At 68.4% G+C, this 15,943-nt stretch carries 17 protein-coding genes; 3 read left to right on the forward strand and 14 right to left on the reverse strand.

The annotated features are described in order from the left end of the window. Positions 1 to 4 precede the first annotated feature (4 nt). From ACZ0AE_RS05545 to ACZ0AE_RS05565, 5 genes are read right to left on the reverse strand one after another with little or no spacing between them, the layout of a single operon-like run. Positions 5 to 559: a PH domain-containing protein gene (locus ACZ0AE_RS05545; protein ID WP_463600576.1), complete on the reverse strand. Its 555-nt coding sequence runs from the start codon at positions 557 to 559 to the stop codon at positions 5 to 7. Further along, on the reverse strand, positions 556 to 1,854 hold the full coding sequence (locus ACZ0AE_RS05550; protein WP_463600577.1) for an alpha/beta hydrolase: 1,299 nt from the start codon (positions 1,852 to 1,854) through the stop codon (positions 556 to 558). Before ACZ0AE_RS05550 ends, ACZ0AE_RS05545 begins: the two co-directional genes overlap by 4 nt. 1 nt (position 1,855) lies before the next feature. Continuing rightward, positions 1,856 to 2,032 (reverse strand): DUF4177 domain-containing protein, encoded by a 177-nt coding sequence (locus ACZ0AE_RS05555; protein ID WP_081797247.1) that lies wholly within the window; start codon positions 2,030 to 2,032, stop codon positions 1,856 to 1,858. Then, positions 2,029 to 2,208 (reverse strand): type II toxin-antitoxin system antitoxin, encoded by a 180-nt coding sequence (locus ACZ0AE_RS05560; RefSeq protein ID WP_038689718.1) that lies wholly within the window; start codon positions 2,206 to 2,208, stop codon positions 2,029 to 2,031. Before ACZ0AE_RS05560 ends, ACZ0AE_RS05555 begins: the two co-directional genes overlap by 4 nt. Positions 2,209 to 2,211: 3 nt before the next feature. Beyond that, on the reverse strand, positions 2,212 to 3,081 hold the full coding sequence (locus ACZ0AE_RS05565; RefSeq protein ID WP_448133232.1) for an SPFH domain-containing protein: 870 nt from the start codon (positions 3,079 to 3,081) through the stop codon (positions 2,212 to 2,214). A 123-nt stretch (positions 3,082 to 3,204) separates the two neighbouring features. On the opposite strand from ACZ0AE_RS05565, the gene purT reads away from it, so the two are divergent. Next, the gene (gene purT / locus ACZ0AE_RS05570; RefSeq protein WP_463600578.1) at positions 3,205 to 4,389 is read left to right on the forward strand and encodes a formate-dependent phosphoribosylglycinamide formyltransferase; all 1,185 of its coding nucleotides are present in this window, start codon (positions 3,205 to 3,207) and stop codon (positions 4,387 to 4,389) included. An 85-nt stretch (positions 4,390 to 4,474) separates the two neighbouring features. Here the strand turns inward: purT and ACZ0AE_RS05575 are convergent, their stop codons facing one another. Together ACZ0AE_RS05575 and ACZ0AE_RS05580 are read right to left on the reverse strand one after the other, a co-directional pair. Beyond that, positions 4,475 to 5,677, reverse strand: a complete 1,203-nt coding sequence (locus tag ACZ0AE_RS05575; RefSeq protein WP_463600579.1) for an endonuclease/exonuclease/phosphatase family protein — start codon at positions 5,675 to 5,677, stop codon at positions 4,475 to 4,477. Positions 5,678 to 5,718: 41 nt separating this feature from the next. After that, on the reverse strand, positions 5,719 to 6,474 hold the full coding sequence (locus ACZ0AE_RS05580) for an arginyltransferase (protein ID WP_463600580.1): 756 nt from the start codon (positions 6,472 to 6,474) through the stop codon (positions 5,719 to 5,721). Positions 6,475 to 6,626: 152 nt separating this feature from the next. Here ACZ0AE_RS05580 and ACZ0AE_RS05585 point away from each other — a divergent pair, with 152 nt between their 5' ends. Then, positions 6,627 to 7,217 carry an EF-hand domain-containing protein gene (locus ACZ0AE_RS05585; RefSeq protein ID WP_463600581.1) on the forward strand — a complete coding sequence of 197 codons (591 nt, stop codon included), beginning with the start codon at positions 6,627 to 6,629 and terminating at the stop codon, positions 7,215 to 7,217. 54 nt (positions 7,218 to 7,271) lie between these two features. Here ACZ0AE_RS05585 and ACZ0AE_RS05590 read toward each other — a convergent pair whose 3' ends face one another. The 4 genes from ACZ0AE_RS05590 to ACZ0AE_RS05605 form a co-directional block, all read right to left on the reverse strand. Next, positions 7,272 to 8,477, reverse strand: a complete 1,206-nt coding sequence (locus ACZ0AE_RS05590) for an RNA polymerase sigma factor (protein ID WP_038689706.1) — start codon at positions 8,475 to 8,477, stop codon at positions 7,272 to 7,274. 266 nt (positions 8,478 to 8,743) lie between these two features. Continuing rightward, entirely contained in the window at positions 8,744 to 9,247 is a 504-nt protein-coding gene (locus ACZ0AE_RS05595) for a putative signal transducing protein (protein ID WP_463600582.1), read from the reverse strand. Position 9,248: 1 nt separating this feature from the next. After that, on the reverse strand, positions 9,249 to 10,157 hold the full coding sequence (gene tesB / locus ACZ0AE_RS05600; protein ID WP_038689702.1) for an acyl-CoA thioesterase II: 909 nt from the start codon (positions 10,155 to 10,157) through the stop codon (positions 9,249 to 9,251). A 120-nt stretch (positions 10,158 to 10,277) separates the two neighbouring features. Beyond that, on the reverse strand, positions 10,278 to 11,057 hold the full coding sequence (locus tag ACZ0AE_RS05605; protein WP_038689700.1) for an enoyl-CoA hydratase/isomerase family protein: 780 nt from the start codon (positions 11,055 to 11,057) through the stop codon (positions 10,278 to 10,280). Between the two features lie 34 nt (positions 11,058 to 11,091). Between ACZ0AE_RS05605 and ACZ0AE_RS05610 the strand changes: the two genes are divergently transcribed. Continuing rightward, positions 11,092 to 11,535 (forward strand): copper chaperone PCu(A)C, encoded by a 444-nt coding sequence (locus tag ACZ0AE_RS05610; protein ID WP_463602063.1) that lies wholly within the window; start codon positions 11,092 to 11,094, stop codon positions 11,533 to 11,535. Positions 11,536 to 11,575: 40 nt separating this feature from the next. Here the strand turns inward: ACZ0AE_RS05610 and ACZ0AE_RS05615 are convergent, their stop codons facing one another. The 3 genes from ACZ0AE_RS05615 to uvrA all read right to left on the reverse strand — a co-directional run bounded on the left by ACZ0AE_RS05615 (position 11,576) and on the right by uvrA (position 15,925). Next, positions 11,576 to 12,349: an enolase gene (locus ACZ0AE_RS05615; protein ID WP_463600583.1), complete on the reverse strand. Its 774-nt coding sequence runs from the start codon at positions 12,347 to 12,349 to the stop codon at positions 11,576 to 11,578. A 175-nt stretch (positions 12,350 to 12,524) separates the two neighbouring features. After that, positions 12,525 to 12,932, reverse strand: a complete 408-nt coding sequence (locus ACZ0AE_RS05620; RefSeq protein WP_463600584.1) for an acyl-CoA thioesterase — start codon at positions 12,930 to 12,932, stop codon at positions 12,525 to 12,527. After that, complete coding sequence (gene uvrA / locus ACZ0AE_RS05625; protein WP_463600585.1) at positions 12,932 to 15,925, reverse strand: excinuclease ABC subunit UvrA; 2,994 nt, start codon at positions 15,923 to 15,925, stop codon at positions 12,932 to 12,934. Before uvrA ends, ACZ0AE_RS05620 begins: the two co-directional genes overlap by 1 nt. Positions 15,926 to 15,943: the final 18 nt, after the last annotated feature.

Consider the following 15,943-nt stretch of genomic DNA (forward strand, 5'->3'; position numbering starts at 1 on the left):
AAGCTTAGTGCGTGCGCCCAGGCGCGGCCAGCGCCTGCAGGGCCGCCAACAGGTCGCGGGGCTTTTCCGGGCTGAGCACCAGCACGCTGCCATCGCGCAGCGGCAGATACAGAACGCGGCTGGCATCGGTGAGCAGGCAGAACGCCTTGCGCCGGTCACGCATGCGGTAGTGCCCGGACAGGAAGCCGGGCATGCCGTAGCCGTTGGTCTTCACCATCGGCTTGAGGCTGCCATGCTCGGCCAGGTCCACCACCCGCGCCTGGTCCAGCTGCAGGGCGTCCACCGCCACCCGCTTGCGATAGAACGTGGACACCACCTCCAGTTCGCGACCCTGCAGGTGGATGCGGCGGCGGAAGAACGCCGCGCTCAGCACCGCCGTGAGCACCGCCAGGAACGGCAGCGTCAGGCCCAGTTCGTGCGGGGTGCGCTGGGCCGACTGCAGCGTGGTGGCCACGATCACCGCCGCCACGGCCAGCATCGGCACCCACAGCCACAGCAGGCGCCAGATCGGGGCCGGAGCCACGGCAAAGGCGGTGTCGGTCGCGCGCGCCACACTCATGGCTGCGCCGCTATCCACGCGGCGACATCGTCGATCAGCGCCGGCAGCACGTGGCCCGGCCGGCTGTACTCCTGCAGCGACCCCGGTCCTTCGCCGGCGATGCCGAGGTGGTTCAACGGCGGGTAGTGCTTGAAGCTGACCTGGCGCTGGCGGGCCAGGCCGCGCTGCCACAGCTGCCAATCGGTCTCCACCACCTGGAAGTCACGGCCGCCCTGCAGCAACAGCATCGGCAGCGGCGACGCCCGGGCATCGGCGACCGGATCGATCGCCTCGAATGTGCGCCAGTAGTGGGCCGGCATGCGCAGCGGCAGGTCGGCCGGGGCCACGTCGGCATCACTGCGGGCCGCGGCGATCTGGCGGTCCAGCGTGTCCAGGAACACGTGTTCGTCGGCGCTGATCTGGCCGTCCAGCCCGAGCAGATAGCGGTTCTGTTCGGGCAGCAGGGTCAGCAGCGACCGGGCCGGTGCCGCCCACAGGATCAGCCCGGCCACCTTGCCCGATTGCGCGGCGATGCGCGGCGCCAGCATCCCGCCCTGGCTGTGCCCCATGACGTAGACATGGCGCGGATCGATCCCGCGCTGGGCGGCCAGCGTCGCTACGGCGGCGATGGCGTCGTGGGTGGTCTCATCGTCCACGGTGTAGCGGTTGCCGCTGAAATCCTGCGGCCGCACGCGGCTGCGCTTTTCGTAGCGCAGCACCGCGATGCCCTGCGCGGCCAAGCCGCGCGCCACGTCCAGGAACGGACGGTTGGCACCGATGGTTTCATCCCGGTCCTGTGGTCCGGAGCCGTGTACCAGCACCACCGCGCGCACGGGGCCGTCGCCCTGCGGCCGGGCCAGCGTGCCGGGCAGGGTGCCCGTGGCGGTCACCACGTCCAGCGGCACTTCGGCGTAGGGGGCATCGGCCGGTACCGGCGGCGCGGCGGCAGGCGCGGCGGGCTTGAAAAGCAGCCCGGCGATACGGCCCTGGTCGTCTACCACCACGGTGGCCGCAATGGTGCCGGCGGCAAACTGCAGCGGTTGCGTCACCACGTCGGGGCGGTGGCTCGTGGAGATGACCTCCGCTGCGCCGCGGCCACGGGGTTCGCCGAACGATTGCCACAGGGCCAGCAAGCCGGGCGCGGGGGCGGCCTTGGCCATTTCCGGGGTGAACATCGCCACGGCGGCGGCACCGTCACCGGCCTGCAGATGGTCGAGCAGCCGGGTAGCCACCTCCTGGGGTGGCGTGGCGGCCGAGGCGGCAAAGGCCAGCGTGGACAACAGCAGTGCAGCACCGCGCCAAAGCAGGGCGACCACCTCAGACCTCCTTCTTGAACATCAGCACCGCCACGCCCATCGGCTGGGTCTGCAGCACGTTCACCAGCTCCCAGCCGAGTTGGCCGTGGCGGTTGAGTTCGGTCTGCAGCTCATCGGACTTCACCCCGGTCCACGACGGCTTTACTTCGACAGTCAGGTAGCTCCAGCGCTTGCTCATTCCTTGCTCTCCTTGCTCGACTCGGGTTTGGGAAGGCGTCCAGCCTTGCGCAGTGCATCGCGCAGGACGTACTCGATCTGCGCATTGGCACTGCGCAGTTCGTCATCGGCCCAGCGCTGCAACGCCGCCAGGATGTCGGCGTTGATCCGCAGCGGGTAGGCTTTCTTCTCGCTCATGGCTCAGTACAACGAGCCGGCGTTGACCACGGGCTGGGTGCCGCGGTCCGAGCACAGCACCACCAGCAGGTTGCTGACCATGTGCGCCTTGCGCTCTTCATCCAGCTGCACCACGCCGTTCTTCTGCAGCTCGGCCAGCGCCATTTCCACCATGCCCACCGCGCCGGCGACGATCCGCGTGCGCGCGGCGATCACAGCGTTGGCCTGCTGGCGCTGCAACATCGCCTGCGCGATTTCCGGTGCGTAGGCCAGGTGGCTGATGCGCGCATCGATGACCTGCACACCGGCATCGGCCAGGCGCTCGGCCAGTTCGTCCTTGAGGTGCTGGGAAATCTCGGCGGCGTGGCTGCGCAGCGACAGCTGGCCTTCCTCGTGCTGGTCGTAGGGGTAGCTGGTGGCCATCGCGCGCAGCGCCGATTCGGACTGGATGTGCACGAAGCTCTCGTAGTCATCCACGTTGTAGACCGCCTCGGAGGCGTCCACCACTTGCCAGACGATCACCGCGGCGATTTCGATCGGGCTGCCGTCCAGTTCGTTGACCTTGAGCTTGCCGCTTTCGAAGTTGCGCACGCGCTGGCTGACCTTCTTCTTGCTGAAGAACGGGTTGTTCCAGCGCAGGCCGTTGTCCTTGACCGTGCCCACGTACTTGCCGAACAGGCTCAGCACCACGGCCTGGTTGGGCTGCACCGTGTACAGGCCGGTCAGGCTGAGCATGGCCACGATCGCCAGCGCGACGCCGCCCAACATCAGGCCGGGCGACACCGGAAGCGTGCGCGCGCCTGCGATGAACAGCCACGCGGACAGCCCCAGCAGGACCAGTACCCCGAGCAGGAACGGCAGGCCGGACAGGGAACGGGTGGGCATCTCTTTCATGGCGGGGCGTCCTTGGGTGGTTGACTGAAACGATATCAAATTGATATCAGGTTGCAAGTGCCCGGTTTCGCCCGCGAGGAAGCCTTAAAATGCGCTCCCACCCTGTTGCCCCGGAATACCGCCATGTCCACGCTCGGCACGCCGTTGTCTCCCTCCGCCACCCGCGTCCTGCTGCTGGGCTCCGGTGAACTGGGCAAGGAGGTCGCCATCGAGCTGCAGCGCCTGGGCGTGGAGGTGATTGCCGCCGACCGCTATGCCGATGCGCCGGCCATGCAGGTGGCGCACCGCTCGCACGTGATCGACATGCTGGACGCGATGGCGCTGCGCGCGCTGATCGCCCTGGAGCAGCCGCACCTGGTAGTGCCGGAAATCGAAGCCATCCACACCGAAACCCTGGTCCAGCTGGAGCAGGAAAGCGGCCTGCGGGTGATTCCGACCGCGCGCGCCGCCCGCCTCACGATGGACCGCGAAGGCATCCGCCGGCTGGCCGCTGAAACCCTGGGCCTGCCGACCTCGCCGTACCGGTTCGTGGATACGGAGGCCGAGTACCGCGCCGCGGTGGCCGCGATCGGCCTGCCGTGCGTGGTCAAGCCGGTGATGTCGTCCTCGGGCAAGGGACAGAGCACGCTGCGCAGCGAGGCCGACATCGCCCCGGCCTGGGAGTACGCGCAGACCGGCGGCCGTGCCGGTGCCGGGCGCTGCATCGTGGAAGGCTTCATCGACTTCGAGTACGAAATCACCCTGCTGACCGTGCGGCATGCGGGCGGGACGTCGTTCTGCGCACCGATCGGGCACTGGCAGAAGGACGGCGACTACCGCGAAAGCTGGCAGCCGCAGCCGATGTCGCCGCGCGCGCTGGCGCGTGCCGAGGAAATCTCGCAGGCGATCACCGACGACCTCGGTGGCTGGGGCCTGTTCGGCGTGGAGCTGTTCGTGAAGGGCGACGAGGTGTGGTTCAGCGAAGTGTCGCCGCGCCCGCATGACACCGGGCTGGTGACGCTCGCATCGCAGGAGCTGAGCGAATTTGCCCTGCATGCACGCGCGATCCTGGGCCTGCCGATCCCGCTGATACGCCAGAACGGTCCGTCGGCCTCGTGCGCGATGCTGGCCCACGGCGAAGGCGTGCCGTTCTTCAGCAACGTGGCCGAAGCGCTGGTGCAGCCGGATTCGGCGCTGCGCCTGTTCGGCAAGCCGAGCGTGCATGGGCACCGCCGCGTGGGCGTGACCCTGGCGCGTGGCGAAGACATCGATGCCGCGCGGAAGATCGCGCGTGAGGCGGCGGAAGCGATCGGGATCGAATTGCGGTGATCGAACGGGGGCGACGACCAACCGTCGTCGCCTATCGCGGGGATGGATTACCGGTAGGTACCGACCGTTGGTCGGTACGCTTTTGTCAACGCACGTCCACCCACACCAGATGGTGGTCGCTGCCATCGGCGATCTTCGCGTCCGGGCTTTCGTTGGCCGGCCAGAACACGCCGCTGCCGATGTAGTTGAAGCCGACCGAGGGCAGGACGTAGTCCAGCCGCATCGTGCCCGACTTCGGGCCGAAATCGCCGGTGGCATGGAACGGCGCGCCCTTGCGGACGATGCCCTTCTCCGCATACGCCAGGCTGGTCTGCTCCGCGCCGACGCTGCGCGGGGTGGGGTAGCGCAGGACGCGGGGGTTTTCGATCAGTTCGACGATTGCTTCGTGGCGGCCATCGCCATCGACCGGGTCGTTGTTGAGGTCGCCGAGGATCACGAAGCGCGCGTCCTGCGGGAGGCCGCCGCAGTGGCCACGGTCATCGCACAGCCACGAGGTGTCGCGGTCCTTGAGGTAGTCCTGCCACAGCCGCAGCTCGTCGTGGTTGCGCGCCGCGTTGCGCTTCTCCGGGCCGTCGAACACCGGCGGGGTGGGGTGGGACACCAGCGCATGCACCACGCCATTGGGCGTGGTCACCGGGACGTCCCAATGCGACTTGGACGACAGCCGCAGCTGCGACCAGACATGGTCGTTGTAGAAGGATTTGCCGGTGCGCGGGTCGATCGGGCGCAGCGCGCCGGGCATCGTGCTCCACTTCAGCAGCTGGAAGCTGCGCACCTTGGCCTCGTCGATCGGGTAGCGCGACAGCACCAGCATGCCGTACTGGCCCGGGTGCAGTCCGTAGCCCCAGGCGTCGTTGCCACGGGCGCGGCCATCGCCGCCGATCTGGCCGTTGTTGTCCAGGTCCAGACCGCTCTGCACGCCGGTGTTGACCGGCGCCAGGTAGCGGTAGGCGTAGTGCAGCGGCTTGCCGCCGCCGGGCTGGGCGGTTTCCAGGTAGCGCTGCTGGAACAGGTCGGCGGCGCGGTGCGCGTCGTCGTAGTCGAACTCGTTGAGCAGCACCAGGTCCGGGCGGACCTGCTGCAGCACCGCGGCGATCTTGCGGGCGTGCTCGCTGTCGCCTTCCAGCTCGGCGATCAGCCCGCCGGTCTCGTCGCTGTACAACGAGGTGTTGTAGGTGGCAATCCGCAGCGGTTCGGTGGCGGCTTCCTGCATGGCGGTCTTGGCGGGTGTCTGGGCGCAGGCGCTGCACAGCAGGGCCAGGGCGAGGATCAGGGGATGGGCTTTCATGCGCCTATTCTGCACCGGCGCGCATTGCATTGCTGGGTCAGTCAGCGCCCTTCCCGGGCGTCGTCGAATTCGTGCCAGCGGCGCCCGTCGTAGGCCTCCAGCGGACGGAAGCGGCGCTTGTAATCCATCTTGCGGTGGTCGCGGATCCAGTAGCCCAGGTACAGGTGCGGCAGCTGCTCGCGCCGGGCCCAGGCAATCTGCTGCAGGATCGCGAACGTGCCCAGGCTGCGGTGCGCATGCTCGGGGTCGAAGAAAGTGTACACCGCCGACAGCCCCTGCGGGGTGACATCGGTGACCGCCACGCCCAGCAGATCGCCGCGCCTGCCGGGCTGGCCGGGCGCGCGCAGTTCCATGAAGCGGCCCTGTGCCCATTGCCCGATCAGGAACTGGTCGAACTCGTGCGGCCCGTGCCCGTCCATGCCGCCCTGCGCGTGGCGGTGGGTGAGGTAGCGGTGGTAGAGCGCGAACTGCTCTTCGGTCTGCTCGGCCGCCACGATCCGCACCTCCAGGTCCGCGTTGCGGGCCAGGCAGCGGCGCTGGCTGCGGTCCGGCGCGAAGCGTGCCACCGGAATGCGCACCGACACACAGGCGTGGCAGTTGGCGCAGTGCGGCCGGTACACCAGGTCGCCGGAGCGCCGGAAACCCCAGCTCAGCGCCATCGGGTACAGCGTGCCCAGCCGCGCATCGTGCGGGTCCAGTACCAGGTCGCGCGCGGCCCGTTCCGGCCAGTAACCACAGGGGTGGTCACCGGTCTGGAACAGTCGCAGCTCGTCGTCGCGGTCGCCATGCATTGCCATGCCCACAGCATAGCGCCGGGGCGTCGCAGCCGGCGCGACTGTCCGCCAGATGAACATGACCGGCGGGGCTGTCAACGCCGCCGGCGGCCGCGCGTTGTTGTAGGCGTGGGTGCCGATGCACCGCACGCCGATTTCCCCTACCGGAGTGACCCATGCGCAATCGCAAACCCCTTCTGCTGCTGGCCCTGCTGCTGTCCACCGGCGCCGCCGGCCTGGCCATGGCTGCTGATGTTCCGCCCCCGGCCGGTGCGCCGCCGCGCGCCAAGCTGGACACCAATGGCGATGGCGTCATCGACCGTGCCGAAGCCGCTAAGGCGCCGCGTCTGGCCGCGCAGTTCGACACGCTGGACAAGAACAAGGACGGCAAACTGTCGCGCGACGAACTGCCGCGTTGGCACGGCAAGCGGCATGGCCGCGGCCCGGGTGGCCGTGGCGAGATGATGGCCAAGCTGGACACCAACAAGGACGGCCGCATCAGCCGCGAGGAAGCCAAGGCCGATCCGCGCCTGGCCGCGCGCTTCGATCAGATGGACGTCAACAAGGACGGCTACCTGGACAAGGCCGACCGCGAGCTGGGCCGGAAGCAGCACCGCGATGCGTGGTTCGCCGCCGCTGACACCAACAAGGACGGGCAGCTGAGCAAGGCCGAGTTCGACGCGGCCAAGGGCCCGATGGGTGGCCCGCGTGGCGGCCACCGCGATGGCAAGCCGCCGATGCCGCCGAAGGCGCCGGCGGCCAAGTAAGCCCCCGCTGTACTACGCACGGGCGCCGGTCATCGACCGGCGCCCGTTTTTCGTTCAGAGCCGCCCGGTGCGCACCAGGCTGTACAGCACCAGTGCGGCCACGCCCAGGGTCACCAGCACGATCGCCCAGCGGCCGTACATCAGCTGATAGGCCCAGCTAGGCCCATTGCGGCCGTGGCGCGCCGCATCGCGCGCCAGCATGGGCGCCATCACCTTCTGCAGCGGGTACAGGCACTGGTAGTTGACCGCGGCCATGCCAAGCGCCATCGCCGACAACAGCATCCAGACCGGCGCTTCCAGCACGCTCAGCATCAACACCGACAGGCACATCACCATCGCGGTGACGCTGCTGAGCACCACGAACCGGCGGATCTGTTCGCGTTCGCCGGACGATTCGGCATACGACAGCAGGTAGCGCCCGCCGAGATAGCTGCCCAGCATGCCGCCGACCAGGCCGCCGATGGCCGCCCCCAGGCTCAGCATCTCGCCCGGTGCCGCATTCTGGCTGAACGCCGCGCTGAGCGAGCCCAGGGCCGTGCCGCCGGAGACCGTGGCCCCGCCCAGGCCGAGCTTGCCGGTGCCCAGCCCGGTGCCGAGCAGGATCGCGGCACTGGCGGTGCCGGGCGCGGCGATCATCAGCGCCGAGGCCAGGGTGGTGGCGAACGCGGCGCTGGGAGCGCTGCTGCGCGCGAAATCGCCGAAACGGCGCAGCATCTCTTCGCGCACGCTGGCACGGGCGCGCGACAGGCGCTTGCGCACAGCGGCATCGCTGAGCCCCAGCAGGTCGGCCACCTGCTGCGAGCGCTGGCCCTCGCGGTAGTACAGCAGCAGGGTTTCGCGGGCGTCTTCGGGCAGGGCCGAAATGATCTCTTCGGCCGCCAGTTCCTCTTCCACCCGCTGCAGGCGCTCCGGTGCGGTCGGGCCGGGGTCGGCGGCCATGCTGATCGCGATCTCGGCCGCTTCGCCGGACAGCGGGCGGCCTCGGTTGGCGCGCAGCCAGTCGCGGGCCAGGTTGCGGGTGATCTGGCGCAGCCACGGCAGGAAGCTGGACGGATTGCTCAGCTGGTTGAGCTGCTGCCAGGCCTTGATGAAGGCCTCCTGCGCAATGTCCTCGCTGGCCTGCACGTCGCGGGTGATCGCCAGGGCGATCGCGGTGACGGTGTTCTGGCAGGCCAGCACGATGCGCCCGTACGACTGGGTGCAGCCGGAGGCGGCCGCGGGCAGTTCGCGTTCCAGGGTGGCGGTCAGCAGGGGCGTCATGGCGGAATTTCCGGAGGTGATCCGAGTATGACGATGGCCGCGAAAGAATGTGACGGGGTAGGGGCCGGTTGCTTGTGCCCGGTAGTGCCGGCCGCTGGCCGGCTCTGCATGGGGCAGGCCGTACGGGCAGCCGGGCAGAGCCCGGCTCTACGTGGGCGGGCTGTCGGGCAGCCGGGCAGAGCCCGGCTCTACGTGGAGCCGGCCGTACGGGCAGCCGGGCAGAGCCCGGCTCTACGGGGCGGCCGGGCAGCGCCCGGCATTGCCGGTTACTTCGCCGGTTGGATCCGTACCCGCACTTCCTCTTCTTCCGGGGGCGCGGGCTGGGCCGGGGCTGCGGCCGGGGCCTGCTGTACGGCGGGGGTCGGGGCCACCGGTGGGGCGTTGCGGTGGCGCATCACCACCACCATCGCCACGGCGGCAATCACCAGCAGCAGGCCGATGCGGATGCGCCAGGCCCAGTTGCGGCGCGGGGCCACCTCGCCCACCTGGTCGCGGAAGGCGAACTCGGCGGTGGGGTGGTCGCGCCGCGTGGTTTCCAGCAGGCGCGCGTCGCGCAGGATCTCGCGCGCACGCGGCTGGTCATTGGCATGCACCACCCAGAGCGTGGGATGGGTGGTGGCCTTGCTGGTATCCAGATAGCTGAACTGGCTGCCGCGCTTGCTGTGGTACGAACGGCCGTTGGTGATGCGCACCTCGATGCCGGCATCGCGCAGCAGCTGGGCCACGCCTTCCACGGTTTCCACGCGCTGGCTGTTGAAAATCTGTCTCATGTCAGTCCTTGGCCGGAACGGCGGCCGCCGCGGCGCTGTCGGGTACCACGCGGATCAGGCCTTCCTGCGCGGTGCTCGCCACCAGCAGGCCATCGCGGGTGAAGAACTGGCCACGGGCCAGTCCGCGTGAATCCTGCGCGCTGGGGCTGTCCAGCGAGTACAGCAGCCAGTCGTCGGCGCGGAACGGGCGGTGGAACCAGATCGCGTGGTCGAGCGAGGCCATCTGTACGTGCGGCTGGTAGTAGCTGATGCCGTGCGGGAAGGTCGCCGTGCCCAGCAGGTGGAAGTCCGAGGCATAGGCCAGCAGCGCCTGGTGCAGCTCCGGCGCATCGCCCACTTTTTCATTCAGGCGCAGCCAGACCTGGTGGTAGGGCGGGCGCTTGGGCGGGTTGAGTTCGTCGCGCGGGTACACGTGGCGGAACTCGAACGGGCCGCCGCGCGACAGCCAGCGCTGCACCTTGATCGGCAGGCGTTCGAGCACCTCCGGCGGCAGCGGGCGGTTGGGTTCGATGTCTTCCGGCTGCGGCACTTCGGGCATCTTGTGCTGGTGCTCAGCGCCCTGTTCGGCCTGCTGGAAGGAGGCCGCGCAGAAGAAGATCACCTTGCCGTGCTGGATCGCGGTGACCCGGCGCACCGAAAAACTGCCGCCGTCGCGGGTGCGGTCCACGTCATAGACGATGGGGTGGTCGATGTTGCCCGCGCGCAGGAAGTAGGCATGCAGCGAATGCACGTGGCGACCGTTGTCCACGGTGGCCTGCGCGGCCGACAGCGCCTGGCCCAGCACCTGGCCGCCAAACACGTACTTGGTCCCGATGTCGCGGCTCTGGCCGCGGAACAGGTTGTCTTCCAGGCGCTCGAGCGTGAGCAGGTCGATCAGCTCGGAGACGACGGGTTCGTGCGTGTCGGACAAGGGAAGCAACCTGCAGGGGGCAAGCCCGAATTATAAGGTAGTGCCGGCCCATGGCCGGCAACCAGGCAATGAACGATCAAAGGAGTGCGTGGTTGCCGGCCAGCGGCCGGCACTACCGGGTCAGGCCTTGCCGAGTCGGGCTGCCAGCTGCTGCAGCGCCTGCTGGGCGTCCGGGGCGTACCAGGCCTCGACGAAGCGGTCGAGCTGGATCAGGTCGGCGTGCAGGGCTTCGTGCAGGTCGGCGCGGGCGATGGCGCGGGTCAGCAGCATCGGCTGGCGGGGCAGCTTGAGCAGGCGCTGCAGCCACGCCACCGCGCGCGGCACCACCTGGGCGGCGTCGGCCAGTTCGTCCACCAGCCCGATTTCCAGCGCACGCTCAGCCGGCACCATCTCCCCGCCCACCAGCAGCTGGGTGGCGCGGTGATGGCCGACCACGCGGCGCATCAGGCGCTGGATGCCTTCGGGGGCCACCAGCCCCACCTGGACCTCGTTCAGGCCGATCACGGTTGGCTGGGCCGGGTCCGGGCTGCGCGCCAGAATCCGGTAATCGCAGCACAGCGCCAGCACGCAGCCGCCGGCCGGCGCATGCCCGGTCAGCGCGGCCACCACCGGTACCCGGCATTCGGCCAGGGTGCGCACTGCGCCGAAGAAGGCCTGCCAGCTGTCGAGCAGCTTATGCCTGTCCTCGCCATGGCCGAGCAGGTGCGGCACGTCCATGCCGGCGCTGAAGATGCGCGCGCTGCCCGACAGCACGATGCCGTGCGCGTCATCGGCCATGGCCTGGTTGATCGCGTGGATCAGGTGGCGGCACAACTCGGTGTCCAGCGCGTTGACCGGCGGCCGCGCCAGCCGCAGTTCGCGGATGGGGCCATGGTTGATCACCTCGATAAGCGTCGTCATGCTGCGATCTCGTTGCGGACGGGAAACTGAGGCGATGATAACCAAACCATTCGTGTGCGTATTGTTGGGCCTGTGTGCGCTCGCAACATCGGCCGTCGCTGCCGAGCCGGCCTGCGTGTCGGTGCGCGAGGGCTGGGTACGGCTGCCGCCGGGGCCGATGCCGATGGCGGCCGGCTACGGCACGATCCGCAACGACTGCCGCAGTACGGTGGTGGTGGTCGGCGCCGGCAGCAAGGCCTTCGGCGATGTGTCGCTGCACGAAACGACCCTGGTGGAGGGCATCAGCCGCATGCGCGAGGTGGAGCGGTTGCCGATTGCGGCGGGCGCTACGGTCGAACTCAAACCCGGTGGCCTGCATCTGATGCTGATGCAGCCCGAGGTGACCCTGAAGGAGGGCGCCGCGTTGCCGTTGCGGCTCAGTCTTGAAGATGGGCGCAAGGTGGATGGCGTGTTGCAGGTCCGCAAGACGGCGCCGTGAGGCGTTCAGCGGCTGCCGTTCACGACCACGGCGCGGTCTGTCACGACCAGTCGAAGGTGAACAACACCGTCCGGCTGCGCGGCTCGTAGAACATCAGGATCGCGTCGGCGCCGCCGGCGCACCAGTTGTAGGACGCGACATCGGCGACGTGGAAGAACGGCTCGCCGTCGCGCGTGATGCGGATGCCGTCGTCCGGCAGGTGTGCGCTTTCGTTGCGGAAGTGCAGGGTGCCGCGCTGAGTGGTGCCGGCCAGGTCTTCGATCCGGAATGCCGACGGGATCGTGCTGTAGTCGGTCCAGTTGCCGTGCCAGAACGGGCCGCCCAGGTTGTCCAGGTAGGCCTGCTGCTGCGGTTCTTCGTCATCGTCATCGACGTCCACGCCGCTGACCAGCATGCCGTGCTGCTGAAAATACGCACGGGCTGCGGCATGGCTGTCCTGCATTTCCGCGGCGTGCTCACGCAGGTCCTCATCCACTGGCAGCGCATCGCTGTTCTGCGGCGCGCGCTGGAAATAGCCTTCGTTGCCGAGGAAGCGCAGCCGGTTGTCGGCCTGCAGTTCGAAGGCCAGCCAGTTGCTGCCGGTGAACGCGTTGTGGTGCGCCTCGGTGCCATCGCCCAGGCAGCCTTCGTACGGCTCGATCGGGCACAGCAGCGTGACCACGCTACCAGCCAGTTCCGGCCGCAGCAGGCCCAGGTCGATGCCGATCAACGGCAGCAGGTGGTCGGCCAGCCAGGGCTGGTCGGGCGCGAACACATCGACGGGAAACGGCGTAAGCCCCGGCTGCAACACGCGGACATCGGTCTGATGAAACATGGCGATCCTTTGCACACAACGCGGTAATGGCGCCCGAGGAAATCCCGGTGGTGCCGGCCGCTGGCCGGCAACCAGGTACATCCGTCCGGCGTCATGAAGCTGCCGGCCGCTGGCCGGCAACCAGATGCATCCGTCCGGCGTCATGAAGCTGCCGGCCAGCGGCCGGCACTACCCATCAGGTGGAGGCGGTGCGGATCGCGTCGGGCAGCGGTGCGCTCTTGCCGGTCTGGGTATCCATCCACACCACCACCACGTTGCCATCCGAATACAGCGTGCTGTCGTTCTTCTCGTCCACGATGCGATGGCCGATGGTGACACTGCTGTTGCCCAGGCGTTCGACGAACAGCTCCACCACGATGTCGTTGGGCCACACGATGGGCAACCGGTAGTTGACGTTGGTGGCGGCCACCACCGGTGCGATGCGGTCGGTCATCGCGACACCGTCCACGCCCAGCATCCAGCGCACGCGCGCCTCTTCCAGGTAAGAGATGTACTTGGCGTTGTTGACGTGGCCCATGCTGTCCATGTCGCGCCAGCGCACGCTGATCGGTACGCGGGCCAGGATCTTGTGTTCGCTGCTCATCAGGCGTCCTTCTTCTTCTTGCTGGCGGTGCTGGTCTTGCTGGCCTTGCCGGTGCTCTTTGCCGCGGCCGCCTTCTTGGCCGGCTTCTCCGGCTTGGCCTTGCGGGGCGGGCGCGCATCGGGCTTGTTGGCCATCGCGGCGGGCTGCTGCGGGCGGGCGCTGATCGAGGGCAGCATCTTGGCCAGGAACTGGCCGGTGTACGAGGTCGGGCAGGCCGCCACGTCTTCCGGCGTACCGGTGACCAGGATGGTGCCACCGCGGTGGCCGCCCTCCGGACCCAGATCGACGATCCAGTCAGCGGTCTTGATCACGTCCAGGTTGTGCTCGATCACCACCACCGTGTTGCCTTCGTCGCGCAGCTTGTGCAGCACGCCGAGCAGCGCTTCGATGTCGTGGAAATGCAGGCCGGTGGTCGGCTCATCCAGGATGTACAGCGTGCGGCCGGTATCGCGCCGCGACAGTTCCTTGGACAGCTTCACGCGCTGGGCTTCACCACCGGACAGCGTGGTCGCGCTCTGGCCCAGCTTGATGTAGCTCAGGCCCACGTCGACCAGCGTTTCCAGCTTGCGCGCGATGCTCGGCACCGGCTCGAACAGCTTCAGCGCATCTTCGACGGTCATCTGCAGCACGTCGTTGATGTTGAAGCCCTTGTACAGAATCTCCAGCGTTTCGCGGTTGTAGCGCTTGCCATGGCACACGTCGCAGGGCACGTACACGTCCGGCAGGAAGTGCATTTCCACCTTGATCAGGCCATCGCCCTGGCACGCTTCGCAGCGGCCACCGCGGACGTTGAAGCTGAAGCGCCCCGGCGAATAGCCGCGCGCACGCGCTTCGGGCACCTGTGCGTACAGCTCGCGCAGCGGCGTGAACAGACCGGTGTAGGTGGCCGGGTTCGAGCGCGGGGTGCGGCCGATCGGCGACTGGTCGATGTCCACCACCTTGTCGAACAGGTCCAGCCCGTCCACTTCCTTGTACGGCGCGATCGGGTGCGAGGCACCATTGATCTCGTTGGCGGCCAGCGAGAACAGGGTGTCGTTGATCAGGGTCGACTTGCCCGAGCCGGACACGCCGGTGATGCAGGTCAGCAGGCCCGACGGAATGTCCAGGTCCACGCCCTTGAGGTTGTTGCCGCTGGCACCGCGCAGGTGCAGCGTCATCTTCGGGTTGGGCTTGTGCCGGCGTGCGGGAATCTCGATGGCGCGCTTGCCCGACAGGTACTGCCCGGTGAGCGAACGCGGCGCATCCAGAATGTCCTGCAGGGTGCCCTGGCCGACGATCTCGCCGCCATGCACGCCTGCGCCCGGACCGATGTCCAGCACGTAATCGGCCAGGCGGATCGCGTCTTCGTCGTGCTCGACCACGATCACGGTGTTGCCAAGGTCGCGCAGGCGGGTGAGGGTGCCGAGCAGGCGTTCGTTGTCGCGCTGGTGCAGGCCGATGGACGGCTCATCGAGCACATACATCACCCCGACCAGGCCGGCGCCGATCTGGCTGGCCAGGCGGATGCGCTGGGCTTCGCCACCGGACAGGGTGTCGGCCTTGCGCTCCAGGGTGAGGTAATCCAGGCCCACATCGACGAGGAAGCCGAGGCGCTCGCCGATCTCCTTGACGATCTTGCCGGCAATCTCGCCGCGCCAGCCGGGCAGGGTCATGCCGCTGAAGAACTTCAGCGCTTCATCAATCGGCAGCACCACCAGTTCCGGCAGTGCGCGGTCGGCCACGAACACGTTGCGCGCGGCCTTGTTCAAGCGCTGGCCCTGGCACTCAGGGCAGTTGCGCTCGCTGATGTACTTGGCCAGTTCTTCGCGCACCGCCGCCGATTCGGTTTCCTTGTAGCGGCGTTCGAGGTTCGGAATGATGCCCTCGAAGCGGTGCTTGCGCTGGGTACGGCCGCCGGCTTCGGTGAAGTAGGTGAAGGTGATGGTCTCTTCGCCGCTGCCGTACAGCACCGCCTGGCGCACGTCCTCGGGCAGGGTCTGCCAGGCCGCATCGACGTCGAACTTGTAGTGCTTGGCCAGCGAGGCGATCAGCTGGAAGTAGTACGCATTGCGGCGGTCCCAGCCGCGCACGGCACCGGCCGACAGCGACAGCTCCGGGTGCACCACCACGCGCGAGGGGTCGAAGAACTCGGCCATGCCCAGCCCGTCGCAGCCCGGGCAGGCGCCGACCGGCGAGTTGAACGAGAACAGGCGCGGTTCCAGCTCCGGCAGCGAGTAGTCGCAGACCGGGCAGCTGTACTTGGACGAGAACAGGTGGGCCGGCGCGTCTTCGACGTCCAGCGACTGCACCGAGACCATGCCGTCGCCCAGCTTCAGCGCGGTTTCAAAGCTCTCGGCCAGGCGCTGCTTGATATCCTCGCGCGGGCGGAAGCGGTCGATCACCGCCTCGATGGTGTGCTTCTGGCGCAGCGCCAGCGGCGGCACCGCGTCGATTTCATGCAGGATGCCGTCCACGCGCACGCGCACGAAGCCCTGCGCGCGCAGCTGGTCGAACACCTGGGCGTGCTCGCCTTTGCGCTCGCGGATCACCGGGGCCAGCAGCATGTAGCGCTGCTCGGCATCCAGGCTGAGCACGTGGTCGACCATCTGGCTGACCGTCTGCGCCTCCAGCGGGTAGCCGTGGTCGGGGCAGCGCGGGCTGCCGACGCGGGCGTACAGCAGGCGCAGGTAGTCGTAGATCTCGGTGATGGTGCCCACGGTGGAACGCGGGTTGTGCGAGGTCGACTTCTGCTCGATCGAGATCGCCGGGGACAGGCCCTCGATGTGGTCCAGGTCCGGCTTTTCCATCACGCTGAGGAACTGGCGGGCATAGGCCGACAGCGACTCCACGTAACGACGCTGGCCTTCCGCGTAGATGGTGTCGAACGCCAACGAGGACTTGCCCGAGCCGGACAAGCCGGTGATGACAATGAGCTTGTCGCGGGGCAGGTCGAGATCGATGTTCTTGAGATTGTGCGTCCGCGCGCCGCGGATGCGGATGAAATCCATCGCCATGGGGGATCCGTTGTGGGG

The organism is Stenotrophomonas sp. AC248 (assembly GCF_979258185.1).

What these genes read in the sequence shown, in the direction of transcription:
- ACZ0AE_RS05545 (WP_463600576.1), bottom strand. Translation starts at nt 559, where the DNA reads ATGAGTGTGGCGCGCGCGACCGACACCGCCTTTGCCGTGGCTCCGGCC.
- ACZ0AE_RS05555 (WP_081797247.1), bottom strand. Translation starts at nt 2,032, where the DNA reads ATGAGCAAGCGCTGGAGCTACCTGACTGTCGAAGTAAAGCCGTCGTGG.
- ACZ0AE_RS05620 (WP_463600584.1), bottom strand. Translation starts at nt 12,932, where the DNA reads ATGAGCAGCGAACACAAGATCCTGGCCCGCGTACCGATCAGCGTGCGC.
- uvrA (WP_463600585.1), bottom strand. Translation starts at nt 15,925, where the DNA reads ATGGCGATGGATTTCATCCGCATCCGCGGCGCGCGGACGCACAATCTC.
- ACZ0AE_RS05580 (WP_463600580.1), bottom strand. Translation starts at nt 6,474, where the DNA reads ATGGCAATGCATGGCGACCGCGACGACGAGCTGCGACTGTTCCAGACC.
- ACZ0AE_RS05610 (WP_463602063.1), top strand. Translation starts at nt 11,092, where the DNA reads ATGATAACCAAACCATTCGTGTGCGTATTGTTGGGCCTGTGTGCGCTC.
- ACZ0AE_RS05585 (WP_463600581.1), top strand. Translation starts at nt 6,627, where the DNA reads ATGCGCAATCGCAAACCCCTTCTGCTGCTGGCCCTGCTGCTGTCCACC.
- ACZ0AE_RS05560 (WP_038689718.1), bottom strand. Translation starts at nt 2,208, where the DNA reads ATGAGCGAGAAGAAAGCCTACCCGCTGCGGATCAACGCCGACATCCTG.
- ACZ0AE_RS05595 (WP_463600582.1), bottom strand. Translation starts at nt 9,247, where the DNA reads ATGAGACAGATTTTCAACAGCCAGCGCGTGGAAACCGTGGAAGGCGTG.
- ACZ0AE_RS05575 (WP_463600579.1), bottom strand. Translation starts at nt 5,677, where the DNA reads ATGAAAGCCCATCCCCTGATCCTCGCCCTGGCCCTGCTGTGCAGCGCC.
- ACZ0AE_RS05565 (WP_448133232.1), bottom strand. Translation starts at nt 3,081, where the DNA reads ATGAAAGAGATGCCCACCCGTTCCCTGTCCGGCCTGCCGTTCCTGCTC.
- ACZ0AE_RS05605 (WP_038689700.1), bottom strand. Translation starts at nt 11,057, where the DNA reads ATGACGACGCTTATCGAGGTGATCAACCATGGCCCCATCCGCGAACTG.
- purT (WP_463600578.1), top strand. Translation starts at nt 3,205, where the DNA reads ATGTCCACGCTCGGCACGCCGTTGTCTCCCTCCGCCACCCGCGTCCTG.
- ACZ0AE_RS05615 (WP_463600583.1), bottom strand. Translation starts at nt 12,349, where the DNA reads ATGTTTCATCAGACCGATGTCCGCGTGTTGCAGCCGGGGCTTACGCCG.
- ACZ0AE_RS05590 (WP_038689706.1), bottom strand. Translation starts at nt 8,477, where the DNA reads ATGACGCCCCTGCTGACCGCCACCCTGGAACGCGAACTGCCCGCGGCC.